Genomic DNA, 13,632 nt, shown 5'->3' with positions numbered 1-13,632 from the left:
GACGTGTTCGGCGCGAGGGCCGGAGTCTGGCTGGTGCTGCGCGCATTATCGACGGCGTCCGATAACCGCGCAACCGATCGTCTGCGCGAACTGCGACGGCGGCGCGTTGCAATCGCAACGTCGCCGCTCGTAGAATCGCCGCTCGCAGTGCGCTACAGGGACGCGCACACTGCCAGCCGGCGTTATCGCCTGCCAGCTTTCGTTTCCACAAGCTCGCAGGTTGAGACCGATGAACGCCATTCCAGGCACGCTAAGCGTGCCCTACGATTCCCTTACGCCCAGTCCGCCGCGCGCGACGTCGCTGCTGCGAGCCTACCGCCGTCACGACACCCTGTTTTCTTCGTCGCAGGTGCAACTGCATGCGCGCGGCGTGCTGGAGACGGTCGACGCCAGCGCTTGCGACGGTCTGGCCGAGACCGCGCGCGAGGCGCTGCAGCGCACCGCGCGCAAGATCGGGCGGCTGCCGCTGCTCGGCGCCGTGCCGTTCGCGGCCGATGCGCCGGCGCGCTTGTGGATTCCGCGCCAGGCGGTGTTCGCAGCGGGGCAGGCGCGTCACGGCGGCGAACGCCGCAGCCTGCCGGTGCCCTTGCCCCACTGCGACGGGGTGCTGCCCCAGCCCACGGCGCAGGGCTATCGCGACAGCGTGAGTGCGGCGCTGCAGCGCATCGACGCCGGACGCGTGGCCAAGGTGGTGCTGTCGCGCAGCCTGCGCATGCAGGCGCGGGTGTCGGTGCCCTGGTTGCTGGAGCGCCTGCTGTCGCGGCATCCCGACGGTTACACCTACGCCATCGATCTGACCCGGAACGGGGACAGCGCGAGCCTGGTCGGCTCCAGTCCCGAACTGCTGCTGCGTAAGCGCGGCGCGCAGGTGCTGTCCAATCCGCTGGCCGGTTCGATCCCGCGCGTGGCCGATCCGGCCGAAGACGCGCAGCGCGCGCAAGGTCTGCTGAGTTCGGCCAAGGACCGGCACGAGCACGCGCTGGTGGTGGATGCGGTGGCCGCCGCGTTGGCGCCGCATTGCCGCAAGCTGCAGGTGCCGGCCGCGCCCAGCCTGCTGTCCACGCCGACCATGTGGCATTTGTCCACGCGCGTGGAAGGCGAGCTGCTGGACCCGGCGGCCAGCTCGCTGCAGCTGGCATTGGCGTTGCACCCCACGCCCGCAGTCTGCGGCTATCCCACGGTGGCGGCGCAAGCCGCGATCCGCGAGCTGGAAGGCTACGACCGCGGCTTGTTCACCGGCCTGGTCGGCTGGAGCGATCCGGAGGGCGATGGCGAGTGGGCGGTGACGATCCGCTGCGCCCTGGTCGAAGCCGATGCGGTCACCGCCTACGCCGGCGCGGGCGTGGTACGCGGCTCGCAGCCGCAGGCGGAATTGGACGAAACCAGCGCCAAGCTGCGCACCATGCTCAACGCCATGGGCCTGGCCCAGGTGCTGGACGTTCCGGAGTCCGCGGCATGAGCGTGGACGAGGCGTTACCGGGATTCGTGCCCTGGCCGTCCGAGTTCGCGCAGCGCTACCGCGCGCTCGGCTACTGGACCGGCGTCGACCTGTACGCGGATTTCGCCGCATCCGCCGCGCGCCATCCGCAGCGCACCGCCCTGGTCTGCGGCGAGCGGCGCTGGCGCTATGCGGAACTGGCGCGCGACGCCGAGCGCGTCGCGGTGGGGCTGCGCGCGCTGGGCCTGGGCCCGCGCGATCGCGTGCTGGTGCAGCTGCCGAACGTGGCCGAGTTCTACCTCGCGGTGCTGGCGCTGTTGCGCATCGGCGCGCTGCCGGTGTTCGCGCTGCCCGCGCACCGGCGCGCGGAGCTGGCTTACTTCGTCGAGCACACCCAGGCCCGCGCGGCGATCGTCGCCGATATGGAGGCCGGCTGCGACCACCGCGCGCTGCTGCGCGACGTCGCTGCCGCGCAGCCCTGTCTGCGCGAGATCGTCGTGGTCGGCGACGCCCAGGAACTGCGGCCGTTCGCCTCGCTCTACGGCGACGGATCGCTGCCGCCGCCGCCGGACGCGAGCGAGGTCGCGTTCCTGCAGTTGTCCGGTGGCAGCACCGGCGTGCCCAAGCTGATCCCGCGCAGCCACGACGACTATCTGTACAGCGTGCGCGAGAGCGCGCGGATCTGCGGCCTGGGGCCGGAGTCGGTGTACCTATGCGCCTTGCCGGCTGCGCACAACTTTCCGATGAGTTCGCCCGGCGCCTTGGGCGTGTTCCATGCCGGCGGCTGCGTGGTGCTCGCGCGCAGCGCCGAGCCCGCGGCCTGCTTCGCCCTGATCGAGCGCGAACGCGCGACGCTGACCGCGCTGGTGCCTGCGTTGGCGCTGGCCTGGCTGGAATCGCGCCAGCGCGCGCGCTACGACCTGTCCAGCCTGCGCGTGCTGCAGGTGGGCGGCGCCCACCTGGCCGAGGACGTGGCGCGGCGCATTCCGGACGCGTTCGGCTGCCGCCTGCAACAGGTGTTCGGCATGGCCGAAGGCTTGGTGAACTACACACGCAACGAAGACGCCGAGGAGCTGGCCTACATCAGCCAGGGCCGGCCTATCAGCGCGGCCGACGAGATCCGCGTGGTCGACGACGAGGATCGCGACGTGGCGCCGGGCGAGGTCGGCCATCTGCTCACGCGCGGGCCCTACACCATCCGCGGCTACTACCGCGCGCCCGCGCACAACACCCAGGCCTTCACCGCCGACGGCTACTACCGCACCGGCGACCGCGTGCGGCGCCTGCCCGGCGGGCATCTGCAGGTGGTGGGGCGGGCCAAGGACCAGATCAACCGCGGCGGCGAGAAGATCGCCGCGGCCGAGGTGGAAAGCCATCTGCTCGCGCATCCGGGCGTGTTCGATGCCGCCCTCGTGGCCATGCCGGACCGCTGGCTGGGCGAGAAGGCCTGCGCCTGGGTGGTGGCGCGCGAGACCGCCGCGCCCAGTGCGCGCGAGCTGCAGCGCTTTCTGCGCGAACGCGGCATCGCCGCCTACAAACTGCCCGACCGCATCGAATTCCTCGACCGCCTGCCACGCACCGCGGTGGGCAAGGTCGACAAGCGCGCGTTGCAAGCGCGCGCCTTGGGTCCTCTTACCGGGACCGTTCCCCCTACGCCTGGAGCCTCCGCATGACCATCCCCCGCATCGCCCCCTATCCCATGCCGCCCGCCGAGGCCTTGCCGCCGGCGCGGGTGGACTGGCGCCCCGATCCCGCGCGCGCCGTGTTGCTGCTGCACGACCTGCAGGACTACTTCCTGGATTTCTACGACCGCACGCAGGCGCCGCTGCCTGAGTTGGTTGCGAACGTGCGGCGCGTGCGCGACGCCTGCGATGCCGCCGGCGTGCCCGTGGTCTACACCGCGCAGCCGCCGGTGCAGAGCCCGCAGCAGCGCGGCCTGCTGCAGCCCTGGTGGGGGCCGGGCGTCACCGCCAGGCCCGAACGCGCCGCCATCGCCGAGGCCTTGGCGCCGCGCCCCTTCGACACGGTGCTGGACAAGTGGCGCTACAGCGCCTTCGTTTCCAGCGACCTGCGCGCGCGCATGGAGGCGCTGGGCCGCGACCAGCTCATCGTTTGCGGCGTGTACGCGCATATCGGCGTGCAGGCCACGGTCTGCGATGCCTTCATGCAGGACATCCAGGCCTTCCTGGTCGGCGATGCGGTAGCCGACTTCTCGCTGCAGGAGCATCGCCAGGCGATGGACTACGTGGCCGGGCGCTGCGGCGTGGTGCTGCCGACGGGCGCTTGCGTCCAAGCTCTGGCCACGGGCGGACGCCCGCCGCTGAATCTGTTGGCGCTGCGCACCGAACTGGCGCAGGTGCTGGAGCTGCCGCTGGCGGCGCTGGCCGAGCAAGACAATCCGTTCGAGGCCGGTCTGGATTCGATCCGCCTGATGGCCTTGCTGGAACGCTGGACCGCCGACGGCACCCAGCTGGGCTTCGTCGAACTGGCCGAGCGCGAGAACCTGGCGCAGTGGTGGCAGCTGATCGAGTCGCGGAGGGCGGCATGAGCCGCCAGGCCCTGGCGCTGACCGCGCCGCAGTACGGCATGTGGGCGGCCCAGCAGTTGGATCCCGACAGCCCCTCGCTGTGGACCGCAGAGGCCGTCGAGCTGCGCGGTGAACTCGACACCGATGCGCTGTTGCGCGCCATCGCCACTGCGTTGGGCGCTTGCGATGCCTTGCACATGCGCTATCGCGAGGAGGACGGACGCGTAGCGCAACGCCTGGACCCGCGCCGCGAGGTGCCGGTGCAGCGGCTGGATTTCTCGCTGGGCGCGCAGGGCCGCCTGCTCGCCTACGGATGGATGCAGCAGGATCTGCAGGCGCGTGCCGACCTGGCCGCAGGGCCCTTGTTCGCCACCGCGCTGATCCGCCTGGGGCCGGGCCTGCATCTGTGGTACCTGCGCGCGCATCACGTCGCCCTGGATGGCTACGCCTACCTGCTGCTGATCAAGCGCGTGGCGCAGCTGTATTCGGCGCAGTGCGCGGGCGTGGCCGCGCCGGAGCCGCGCGACTGGTCGCTGCAGCCGGTGGTGGCCGAAGACGCGGCCTACCGCGATTCGCCGCAGCGCGAACGCGATCGCGCGTTCTGGCGCGAGCGCGTGGCGGCCGCGGCGGCGCCGGTCACGCTGGCGCCGCCGCGGCCGCCGGCGCCCAGCGCGCGTTCCTGCCGGCAGCGCCTGCCGCTGGCCGACTACGCGCGCTGGCAGGTGGCAGCGCGCGCCTGCGGCGTGGACTGGGTGGCCTGGCTGCTGGCCGGCATCGCCGCCTGGATGCACCGCGCCAGCGGCGCGGGCGAGGTCACGCTGGGCCTGCTGGCGATGAACCGCCTGGGTTCCAAGGCCTTGGCGGTGCCGTGCATGGGCATGAACGTGGTCCCGCTGCGCATCGCCGTGGAGCCGCAGGCGTCCTTCGCCGAACTGGCCGCCGCGGTGGCCGCGGAGTTGCGCGCGCTACGCCCGCACCTGCGCTACAACTACGAAGACCTGCGCCACGACGCCGGCATCGCCGGCACCCACGCGCAGCTATACGGGCCGGTGGTCAACCTGATGCCGTTCGATCGCGCCTTCGGCTTCGCCGGGCTGGTCAGCCGCGCGCATCCGGTCTCGGTGGGTTCGGTGGAAGACCTGGACATCACCGTCTCGCCGCTGGCCGACGGTATCCGCTTCGACATCGAGGCCAATCCCGACGCCTATGCCGCGCCGCGCTTGCGCGCGCTGCACGCGGGCTTGCTGCAGGTGGTGGAGGCGGCCATGGCCGACCCCACCCAGGCGGTGGCCGAACTGCCGGTGGACGCGGCGATGGAGGCGGCATGAGCGCGCGACCCGCGCCGCGCCTGCTGCAGGTGCTGCGCAACCAGGCGCGCACGCCACGCATGCGCCGCGTCACCCTGGGCGGCGCGGCGCTGGCCGGCTTTCCGCCGGGTAGCGAAGGCGCGCACATCAAGCTGCTGTTTCCATCCGCGCCCGGCGCGGCGCCGGCGCTGCCGGAGCTGACCGCGCAAGGCCCGCGCTGGCCCGCCGGCGCGGCGCGGCCGCAGGTGCGCACCTACACCGTCGCCGCGCACGACGCATCGGCGCAGACGTTGGACGTGGACCTGGTGGTGCATGCGCACGGCGGCTGCGCGTCGGCCTGGGCGCAGGCGGCGCAGCCGGGCGACGCCATCGGCCTGATCGGCCCCGGCGGCCCGCCGCTGTACCGGCCGCAGGCCGCGCGCTACCTGCTCATCGGCGACCCGAGCAGCTACGCGCTGGTGCATGCGGTCATGCGCAAGCTGCCGGCGCAGGCGCTGGGCGACGTGCTGATGGAAGTGCCGCATGCCGACGAGATCCAGCCACTGCCGCCGCGCGAGCGCATGCGCGTGCAATGGCTGAGCGACGCACCGGGGCGCCTGCTCGCGGCCTTGCGCGCGCTGCCCTGGCCGCCGGGCGAAGTGTCGGCGACGCTGGCCGGCGAGAGCGGGGTGGTGGTGGCCGCGCGCAACTTCCTGGTCGGCCAGCGCGGCGTGCCGCGTTCGGCGATGTACGCCGTGCCGTACTGGCGCCGCGGCAGCGACGAGGACGCGTATCACGACGAGCGCCACCGCCTGATGGACGCCTTCGCCGACAGCGACGAGGCCGCCGCATGAGCGCATCGCCGCCGCTGTCCGAATTCGACGGCCGCCTGATACTGGTGACCGGCGCGGCCCAGGGCATCGGCGCGGCCACCGCGCTGCGCCTGGGTGCGTCCGGCGCGCGCCTGGCCTTGTTCGATCGCGACGGCGACGCGCTGTCGCACACGCTCGCGCAACTGCAAGCCGCCGGCGTTCGGGCCCAGGCCTGGACGGTCGATCTGGCCGATGCCGCGGCCACGCGCGCCGCCATTGCCGAAGTCGAGCAGGACGGCGGAGCTATCGAGCACCTGGCGCACGTGGCCGGCGTACTGCGTACAGGCGCACTGCTCGACGGCGCCGATGCGCTGGCCGATTGGGACGCCTGCATGGCGGTGAACGCGCGCGCGCTGGTCGGCATCGCCCAGGCGCTGGCGCCGGCCATGGCGCGGCGCAGGCGCGGCAGCATCGTGGTGGTCGGCTCCAACGCCGCCTCCGCGCCGCGCATCGGCATGGCCGCCTACGCCGCGTCCAAAGCCGCGGCCAGCCAGTACCTGCGCTGCCTGGCGCTGGAACTGGCGCCGCACGGCGTGCGCTGCAACCTGGTCTCGCCCGGTTCCACCGACACCCCGATGCAGCGCGCGTTCGCGGCCGACGAGGCCGCGCGCAACGCGATCCTCGGCGGCGATGCCGCGCGCTTTCGTCTAGGCATTCCGCTGGGCCGCATCGCCGCGGCCGAGGATGTGGCCGAAGCCGTGTGCTTCCTGCTCTCCGAGCGCGCGCGCCATATCACGCTGCACGATTTGCGCGTGGACGGCGGCGCTACGCTGGATGCGTGATAGAAGATAGCGAAGAGGAGTTAGCAGGTAGCAAGAGCGGTGCGCTCTCGCTATCTGCTAACCCCTAACCGCTAACTCCTCAGTACGACCACCCCAACTTGCGATACAGCTTGGCCAGCACCCAGACCGGGCCGATCAGCAGATAGCGCAGGTCGGTGAAGAAGCTCGGGCGCTTGCCTTCGAACAGCTTGCTGTGGCCGATGAACTGGCCGATCCAGGCGACTACGAACACGCCGATGCCCAGGTACAGCAGCCCGGTCGGGCCCAGCACCGCGTACAGCCAGTAGGTCAGCCAACTGGACAGCACGAACATCACCAGCATGCCCAGGCCGAGCTTGCGCGAGGCTCGGTAATAGAACATCCAGGCCGCGAACATGGCCAGGCCGGCCCACAGCCCGGGGCGGAACCAGGTGCCGGGCGAGGGGATGCACCAAAGCAGCGCGATCACGCTCCAGGCGATCGCCGGCACGCAGATCACGTGGATCAGCTGGTTGCCGTGGTTCTGGTGGTCGCTGGAATAGCCGGCGAAATAGCGGTCGATCGGGCGCTGGCCCGTGTGCTGCGAGGATTCGGCGACAGTGCTCATGACGGGCTCCCGGGCTGGTCAGGCGTGACGCAAGGGCGGGCGCCGTTCAATGCGCCCCAGTACGGGAGAATAGCTGGATTACCGCCACGCCGGCCACGATCAGGGCGATGCCGGCGATGGCCGGCGCGTCCAGGGGCTGTTTCAGCACCAGCCAGCCGATCAGGGCGATCAGCACGATGCCCACGCCCGACCACAGCGCGTAGGCCACGCCCACCGGCACGGTCTTGAGCACCAGGGACAGGAAATAGAACGCGGTCGCATAGCCGGCTGCGACGATCAGCGAGGGCCCCAGGCGGGTGAAGCCCTCGGAGGACTTGAGCGCGCTGGTGGCGACGACCTCGGCCAGGATGGCCGCGGCGAGGTAGAGCAGGCCCTTGGGCATGGCGGGCTCCTGTGTGCGGGCGCGGGCGGGCGATGCGGTTCGCCTAGGACTCACCGCATCCTACGGCCGCTGCGGCGGCCGGATCAGTCGACCGAAATGCCTGCCAGCTTCTGCAGCGCCTCGGCGTACTTGGCGCGGGTGCGCTCGATCACGTCGGCCGGCAGCGGCGGGCCGGGCGGGGTCTTGTCCCAGCCCAGCGCTTCCAGGTAGTCGCGCACGTACTGCTTGTCGTAGCTGGGCGGGCTGGTGCCGACTTGGTATTCGTCGGCCGGCCAGTAGCGCGAGGAGTCGGGCGTGAGCATCTCGTCCATCACGTACAGGCGGCCGTCGGCGTCGGTGCCGAACTCGAACTTGGTGTCGGCCAGCAGGATGCCGCGCTGCGCCGCGTAATCGGCGGCGTAGCGGTACAGGCGCAAGGTGGCGTCGCGTACGGCCTCGGCCAGCTCGGCGCCGACGGTGCGCACGGCGGTGTCGAAGTCGATGTTCTCGTCGTGGTCGCCGACGGCGGCCTTGGTCGAGGGGGTGAATATGGGTTCGGCCAGCTGCTCGGCCTGGCGCAGGCCGTCGGGCAGGGCGATGCCGCTGATGCGGCCGGTGCGCTGGTAATCCTTCCAGCCGCTGCCGATCACGTAGCCGCGCGCGATGCATTCGATCGGCACCGGCTTGAGCCGCTTGGTCACCACCGCGCGCTGGGCGTAGAGCGCCGGGTCGGTGCCCGAAGGCAGCACCGCGGCCACGTCGATGCCGGTGAGGTGGTTGGCGACGATGTGCGCGGTCTTGCCGAACCAGAAGTTGCTGATCTGGCAGAGCATCTCGCCCTTGCCCGGAATCGGGTCGGGCAGCACCACGTCGAAGGCGCTGAGGCGGTCGGTGGCCACGATCAACAGGTAGTCGCCGGCGGGCGTGCCGGCAGGCAGGCGATCGGCGGGCAGGTCGAACACGTCGCGGACCTTGCCGCGGTGGCGCAGCGGCAGGCCGGGCAGATCGGAGGCGGAAAGGGCGGAGCGCAGGTGCGTCGACAACGTGGGGTCCCCAATGGCGGCGGGCGGAAACCCCCGTGCGCCGCGTGCGCGGGCGCGACGGGGCCGGGCAGTGTACGCCGGCCGGGCGTCGTGTGCAGGTAATCGTGCCGGTATCGGTGCAGGTAAACTGGCCGCCTGGGTCGCGGGCACCGCCGCGGCGGTTGCGGCGGACGGCGCAGGCATGGCGAACAAACGCTGGTACGGCAAGCTGTTGGGCTTCTTCGCCGGCGCCGCGCTTATGCGCGGCAACCCCTTCCTGGGCGCCCTGCTGGGCCTGCTGATCGGCCACGCCTTCGACAGCGACTGGTTCCGCCTGGCCCGCGACGACCCCTACGCCAAGCTCGGCCTGACCGCCGAGGCCAGCGACGCCGAGGTCGACCAGGCCTACCGCCGGCTGATCTCGCAGTACCACCCCGACCGCATGGCCGGCGCCGCGCCCGAACTGCGCCAGCAGGCCGAGGACCGGGCGCGCGAAATCAACGGCGCCTACGACCGGATCAAGACCCTGCGCCAGCGCCGCTGAGCCGCGCCGCGCTGGCCCCGGGCCCGGCGCGGAGGCGACAATGGCGGCCTGTCCGCCCGAGCCCCGCCCATGCAGCCCACCGTGATCGCCCCGTCCATCCTCTCGGCGAACTTCGCCAAGCTCGGCGAGGAGGTCGACGCCGTGCTCGCGGCCGGCGCCGACTGGGTGCATTTCGACGTCATGGACAACCATTACGTGCCCAATCTGACCATCGGGCCGATGGTCTGCGAGGCGTTGCGCAAGCACGGCGTGACCGCGCCGATCGACGTGCACCTGATGGTCCAGCCGGTGGACCGGATCGTGCCCGACTTCGCCAAGGCCGGCGCCAGTGTGATCAGCTTCCACCCCGAGGCCAGCGCCCACGTCCACCGCACCGTGCAGTTGATCAAGTCGCACGGCTGCCAGGCCGGCCTGGTGTTGAACCCGGCCACGCCGATCGAGGTGCTGGACTGGGTGTTGGAGGACCTGGACTTGGTGCTGCTGATGTCGGTCAACCCGGGCTTCGGCGGCCAGAGCTTCATTCCCTCGGCGCTGGACAAGCTGCGCCGCGTGCGCGAGCGCATCGACCGCAGCGGCAAGGCGATCCGTCTGGAGATCGACGGCGGGGTCAAGGCCGACAACATCGCCGAAATCGCCGCCGCCGGCGCCGACACCTTCGTCGCCGGTTCGGCGATCTTCAACGCCGGCGACTATGCCGACGTGATCGGTCGGATGAAGGCGGCGGTGCAGGGCGCGCGCGGGTGAACACCTGCGACCTGTGCGACCTGCACGGTGAGGCGGTGCGCGTGCTCGAACTGCCGCTGCGCGATTACGGCGGGCGCGCGGCCTTCGCCGGCACGGTCAGCACGGTGCAGGCGCACGAGGACAATTCGCGCGTGCGCGAAGCGGTGCATGAAGCCGGCGCCGGCCGGGTGCTGGTGGTCGACGGCGGCGGCTCGCTGCGCCGGGCCATGCTCGGCGACCTGCTCGCGGCCAAGGCGGTGGAGAACGGCTGGGCCGGCGTGGTCGTGGTCGGCGCGATCCGCGACAGCGCTGCGATCGGCGCGATGGAGTTGGGCGTCAAGGCTTTGGGCACCTGCCCGCGCAAGACCGAACGCCGCGACCAGGGCCTGCGCGACGTGGCCCTGGAGATCGGCGGGGTGACGGTACGGCCCGGCGACTGGCTGTGCGCCGACGAGGACGGCGTCGTCCTGGCTGACGCCGTCCTCCGCTGACTGCCGTGTAGCTCCTTAAGGACACGGTGCATCCGTACACCGTGTCCGAAAGCGGCGCCGCGGGCACCGCCTCTGAATAATTGGAGGCAATCCAGCCTCCGCCCGTCGTCCCTGATATGGCCTCTTACTCTGCGCGTGACCAATGACGCGGTGATGACAGGGCCGTGGCGCCGCGTTCACCGCCGCTTAGCGCGGCGCTGCTAGCCTCGCCGCTCCATACACAGGGGGTTTACGCATGCCGCAGCCGCACTGGCGCCTGATCCTCAACGGCAAGTCCGCCGGCGACGATGCGTTGCGCGAAGCGGTGCGCACCCTGCGCGAGCGCGGCATCGCCCTGGACGTGCGGGTGACCTGGGAAGCCGGCGACGCCGAGCGCTACGTAGCCGAGGCCATCGCCGACGGCGCCTGCACCATCGTCGCCGCCGGCGGCGACGGCACCCTCAGCGAGGTCGCCACCACCCTGGCGCACCGCGACGAGCCGGCCGACGCGCTGCCCACCCTGGGCCTGGTGCCGCTGGGCACGGCCAACGACTTCGCCGGCGCGGCCGGCCTGCCCGACACGCCCGCCGAGGCCCTGGCCCTGATCCACACCCGGCCCGCGGTGCCGATCGACCTGCTCAAGCTGCAGGCGCCCGACGGCGTGCACTGGGCCGCCAACCTGGCCAGCGGCGGCTTCGGCACCCAGGTCACGGTGGAGACCGATGAGGGCCTGAAGAAGATGCTCGGCGGCCTGGCCTACCTGGTCACCGGCATCGCCAAGCTGGGCCGGATCGAAGCGGTGCAGGCGCGCCTGCGCGGCGAGGATTTCGCCTGGGACGGCGGTTTCATCGCCCTGGGCGTGGGCAACGGCCGCCAGGCCGGCGGCGGCCAGCCGCTGTGCCCGGAAGCGCTGATCGACGACGGCCTGCTCGACGTGACCGTGGTTCCGGAACTGAGCGGCGAAGTCGGCGCCACCGTCGCCACGCTGGTCACCCAGGGCCAGCACGCGGCGCTGGAACGCGTGGCGGTGCGCGCGCGTTCGCCGTGGCTGGAGATCGAGGCGCCGCAGCCGCTGAGCCTCAACCTGGACGGGGAGCCGGTGCAGGCGCAACGCTTCCGCATCGATTGCGTGCCCGCGCGCGTGCGCATGCACCTGCCGGCCGACTGCCCGCTACTGCGCGGCCGCGCCGATACGCCGGCGTAGGCGCGTGCCCCCGTCGCGCCGCGCGCGCGAAGCCGTTACAGTGGCGCCCATGAGCTTCTGGGCGAACCCGCATTCCTTCCGCGCCGACGTGGGTTGGCGATGGTGGCGCTTGACCACCGTCGCCCCTGCCCACCCGTCTCCGAAGGAATCGCTGCGTGATCTCGTCCGAACTCTTCCAGCAACAGGCCGCTAACGGCTACACCCGCATCCCCGTCGTGCGCGAGGTGTTGTCCGACCTCGACACGCCGCTGTCGGTCTACCTCAAGCTCGCCGACGGCCCGCACACCTACCTGTTCGAATCGGTCGAGGGCGGCGAACGCTTCGGCCGCTATTCGATCATCGGCCTGCCGGCCAAGCGCGTGTACGCCTTCGCCGGCAACACCTTGTTCGTTACCGAAGTGGGCGAACTGGTCGACAGCCGCGTGGTCGACGATCCCTTCGCCGAAGTCGAGCGCCTGCGCGCCGAGCACTGCGTGCCGCAGATCGAAGGCCTGCCCGGTTTCACCGGCGGCCTGGTCGGCTGGTTCGGCTTCGAATGCGTGCAGTACATCGAACCGCGCCTGGCCGGCCCGCAACGCGACGGCAGCCTCAAGCCCGACGAACTGGGCACCCCCGACATCCTGCTGATGCTCAGCGAGGAAGTGGCGGTGTTCGACAACCTCAAGGGCCGGCTGTACCTGATCGTGCACGCCGACCCCAGCGAGCCGCAGGCCTACGCGCGCGCCAACCGCCGCCTGGATCAGCTCAGCCACCGCCTGCGCCATGCCGGCGCCGGTTATCCGGAGACGCTGGACCCGGCCGGGCTGGAGGAGGGCGACTTCGTCTCCGGTTTCACCCGCGAGGGCTTCATCGCCGCGGTGGAACGCTCCAAGGAGCTGATCCGCGCCGGCGACATCTTCCAGGTGGTGCTGTCGCAGCGCCTGAGCGTGCCGTTCAAGGCGCGGCCGGTGGACGTGTACCGCGCGCTGCGCGCGTTGAATCCCTCGCCCTATATGTACTTCCTCGACGTGGGCGAGACCCAGGTGGTGGGCTCCTCGCCCGAGATCCTGGTGCGGTTGCAGGACGGCGAGGTGACCGTGCGCCCGATCGCCGGCACCCGCCCGCGCGGCAAGACCGTGGAAGAGGACGTGGCGCTGGAAGCCGAGCTGCTCGCCGATCCCAAGGAGCGCGCCGAGCACCTCATGCTGATCGACCTGGGCCGCAACGACGTGGGCCGCGTGGCCCAGGCGGGCACGGTGGAAGTGGGCGAGCAGTTCGTGATCGAACGCTACAGCCATGTCATGCACATCGTCAGCGAGGTCACCGGCAAGCTCAAGCCGGATCTGAGCTACGCCGAGGTGCTGCGCGCGACTTTCCCGGCCGGCACGGTCAGCGGCGCGCCCAAGATCCGCGCGCTGGAAGTGATCCGCGAGCTGGAACCGATCAAGCGCAACGTCTATTCCGGCGCGGTGGGCTACATCGGCTGGCACGGCGACGCCGACACCGCCATCGCCATCCGCACCGCGGTGATCCAGGACGGCCGCCTGTACATCCAGGCCGGCGCCGGCATCGTCTACGACTCCGACCCCGAGAAGGAATGGGAAGAGACGATGAACAAGGGCCGCGCGCTGTTCCGCGCCGTGGCCGAGGCCGCGCGCGGGCTCTGAGCCCTCGCTCTGGGGTAGGAGCGGCGTGAGCCGCGACCTGCTCCGAACTCGCGCAGGGCTTTCATTGGCGCGGTCGCGGCTCACGCCGCTCCTACCCCAAAGCAGAGCCTGGCGCGGCGGACTTAACCCCGTCGCGACGCATCATGCGTTGCCAACACCGTGCGTCCTGCG

14 protein-coding genes are annotated in these 13,632 nt (G+C 71.5%); 11 read left to right on the top strand and 3 right to left on the bottom strand.

The window, feature by feature from the left end:
* Positions 1 to 229: 229 nt before the first annotated feature.
* The 6 genes from DX914_RS12980 to DX914_RS12955 are packed head-to-tail and all read left to right on the top strand — an operon-like array spanning position 230 to position 6,905.
* Positions 230 to 1,459 carry an isochorismate synthase gene (locus tag DX914_RS12980; protein WP_115859543.1) on the top strand — a complete coding sequence of 410 codons (1,230 nt, stop codon included), beginning with the start codon at positions 230 to 232 and terminating at the stop codon, positions 1,457 to 1,459.
* Complete coding sequence (locus DX914_RS12975) at positions 1,456 to 3,111, top strand: (2,3-dihydroxybenzoyl)adenylate synthase (protein WP_115859542.1); 1,656 nt, start codon at positions 1,456 to 1,458, stop codon at positions 3,109 to 3,111. The genes DX914_RS12980 and DX914_RS12975 overlap by 4 nt, the downstream gene beginning before the upstream one ends.
* Positions 3,108 to 3,986, top strand: coding sequence for an isochorismatase (locus DX914_RS12970; RefSeq protein WP_196778903.1), 879 nt, complete (start codon positions 3,108 to 3,110; stop codon positions 3,984 to 3,986). The genes DX914_RS12975 and DX914_RS12970 overlap by 4 nt, the downstream gene beginning before the upstream one ends.
* Positions 3,983 to 5,293, top strand: coding sequence for a condensation domain-containing protein (locus tag DX914_RS12965; RefSeq protein WP_115859541.1), 1,311 nt, complete (start codon positions 3,983 to 3,985; stop codon positions 5,291 to 5,293). Before DX914_RS12970 ends, DX914_RS12965 begins: the two co-directional genes overlap by 4 nt.
* Positions 5,290 to 6,105, top strand: a complete 816-nt coding sequence (locus DX914_RS12960) for a siderophore-interacting protein (protein ID WP_115859540.1) — start codon at positions 5,290 to 5,292, stop codon at positions 6,103 to 6,105. Before DX914_RS12965 ends, DX914_RS12960 begins: the two co-directional genes overlap by 4 nt.
* The gene (locus DX914_RS12955; RefSeq protein ID WP_115859539.1) at positions 6,102 to 6,905 is read left to right on the top strand and encodes a 2,3-dihydro-2,3-dihydroxybenzoate dehydrogenase; all 804 of its coding nucleotides are present in this window, start codon (positions 6,102 to 6,104) and stop codon (positions 6,903 to 6,905) included. The genes DX914_RS12960 and DX914_RS12955 overlap by 4 nt, the downstream gene beginning before the upstream one ends.
* A 79-nt stretch (positions 6,906 to 6,984) precedes the next feature.
* Here the strand turns inward: DX914_RS12955 and DX914_RS12950 are convergent, their stop codons facing one another.
* The 3 genes from DX914_RS12950 to DX914_RS12940 all read right to left on the bottom strand — a co-directional run bounded on the left by DX914_RS12950 (position 6,985) and on the right by DX914_RS12940 (position 8,883).
* A complete protein-coding gene (locus tag DX914_RS12950; RefSeq protein WP_115859538.1) occupies positions 6,985 to 7,491 on the bottom strand; it encodes an Mpo1 family 2-hydroxy fatty acid dioxygenase in 507 nt (168 codons plus the stop codon).
* Positions 7,492 to 7,537: 46 nt separating this feature from the next.
* On the bottom strand, positions 7,538 to 7,873 hold the full coding sequence (locus tag DX914_RS12945) for a DMT family transporter (protein ID WP_115859537.1): 336 nt from the start codon (positions 7,871 to 7,873) through the stop codon (positions 7,538 to 7,540).
* An 83-nt stretch (positions 7,874 to 7,956) separates the two neighbouring features.
* The gene (locus DX914_RS12940) at positions 7,957 to 8,883 is read right to left on the bottom strand and encodes a phosphoribosylaminoimidazolesuccinocarboxamide synthase (RefSeq protein WP_115860176.1); all 927 of its coding nucleotides are present in this window, start codon (positions 8,881 to 8,883) and stop codon (positions 7,957 to 7,959) included.
* Between the two features lie 193 nt (positions 8,884 to 9,076).
* Between DX914_RS12940 and DX914_RS12935 the strand changes: the two genes are divergently transcribed.
* From DX914_RS12935 to trpE, 5 genes are all read left to right on the top strand, one after another.
* Positions 9,077 to 9,418 carry a J domain-containing protein gene (locus DX914_RS12935; RefSeq protein WP_115859536.1) on the top strand — a complete coding sequence of 114 codons (342 nt, stop codon included), beginning with the start codon at positions 9,077 to 9,079 and terminating at the stop codon, positions 9,416 to 9,418.
* A 69-nt stretch (positions 9,419 to 9,487) separates the two neighbouring features.
* On the top strand, positions 9,488 to 10,162 hold the full coding sequence (gene rpe / locus DX914_RS12930; RefSeq protein WP_115859535.1) for a ribulose-phosphate 3-epimerase: 675 nt from the start codon (positions 9,488 to 9,490) through the stop codon (positions 10,160 to 10,162).
* Positions 10,159 to 10,632: a ribonuclease E activity regulator RraA gene (gene rraA / locus DX914_RS12925; RefSeq protein WP_115859534.1), complete on the top strand. Its 474-nt coding sequence runs from the start codon at positions 10,159 to 10,161 to the stop codon at positions 10,630 to 10,632. The genes rpe and rraA overlap by 4 nt, the downstream gene beginning before the upstream one ends.
* Before the next feature lie 235 nt (positions 10,633 to 10,867).
* Positions 10,868 to 11,815 (top strand): lipid kinase YegS, encoded by a 948-nt coding sequence (gene yegS / locus DX914_RS12920; RefSeq protein WP_115859533.1) that lies wholly within the window; start codon positions 10,868 to 10,870, stop codon positions 11,813 to 11,815.
* Between the two features lie 155 nt (positions 11,816 to 11,970).
* Positions 11,971 to 13,461 (top strand): anthranilate synthase component I, encoded by a 1,491-nt coding sequence (gene trpE / locus DX914_RS12915; protein ID WP_115859532.1) that lies wholly within the window; start codon positions 11,971 to 11,973, stop codon positions 13,459 to 13,461.
* Positions 13,462 to 13,632 lie beyond the last annotated feature (171 nt).

The sequence above is a fragment of the Lysobacter silvisoli genome, assembly GCF_003382365.1.
Classification (GTDB): Bacteria; Pseudomonadota; Gammaproteobacteria; order Xanthomonadales; family Xanthomonadaceae; genus Lysobacter; species Lysobacter silvisoli.
The sequence above is the reverse complement of the archived record's forward strand: the minus strand, read 5'-3'. Positions and strand labels throughout refer to the sequence as shown.

Bases quoted from the DNA above. Each gene is read 5' to 3' on its own strand.
- DX914_RS12960 (WP_115859540.1), top strand. From the start codon at position 5,290: ATGAGCGCGCGACCCGCGCCGCGCCTGCTGCAGGTGCTGCGCAACCAG.
- DX914_RS12935 (WP_115859536.1), top strand. From the start codon at position 9,077: ATGGCGAACAAACGCTGGTACGGCAAGCTGTTGGGCTTCTTCGCCGGC.
- DX914_RS12980 (WP_115859543.1), top strand. From the start codon at position 230: ATGAACGCCATTCCAGGCACGCTAAGCGTGCCCTACGATTCCCTTACG.
- yegS (WP_115859533.1), top strand. From the start codon at position 10,868: ATGCCGCAGCCGCACTGGCGCCTGATCCTCAACGGCAAGTCCGCCGGC.
- DX914_RS12970 (WP_196778903.1), top strand. From the start codon at position 3,108: ATGACCATCCCCCGCATCGCCCCCTATCCCATGCCGCCCGCCGAGGCC.
- DX914_RS12955 (WP_115859539.1), top strand. From the start codon at position 6,102: ATGAGCGCATCGCCGCCGCTGTCCGAATTCGACGGCCGCCTGATACTG.
- DX914_RS12945 (WP_115859537.1), bottom strand. From the start codon at position 7,873: ATGCCCAAGGGCCTGCTCTACCTCGCCGCGGCCATCCTGGCCGAGGTC.
- rpe (WP_115859535.1), top strand. From the start codon at position 9,488: ATGCAGCCCACCGTGATCGCCCCGTCCATCCTCTCGGCGAACTTCGCC.
- DX914_RS12965 (WP_115859541.1), top strand. From the start codon at position 3,983: ATGAGCCGCCAGGCCCTGGCGCTGACCGCGCCGCAGTACGGCATGTGG.
- DX914_RS12950 (WP_115859538.1), bottom strand. From the start codon at position 7,491: ATGAGCACTGTCGCCGAATCCTCGCAGCACACGGGCCAGCGCCCGATC.
- DX914_RS12975 (WP_115859542.1), top strand. From the start codon at position 1,456: ATGAGCGTGGACGAGGCGTTACCGGGATTCGTGCCCTGGCCGTCCGAG.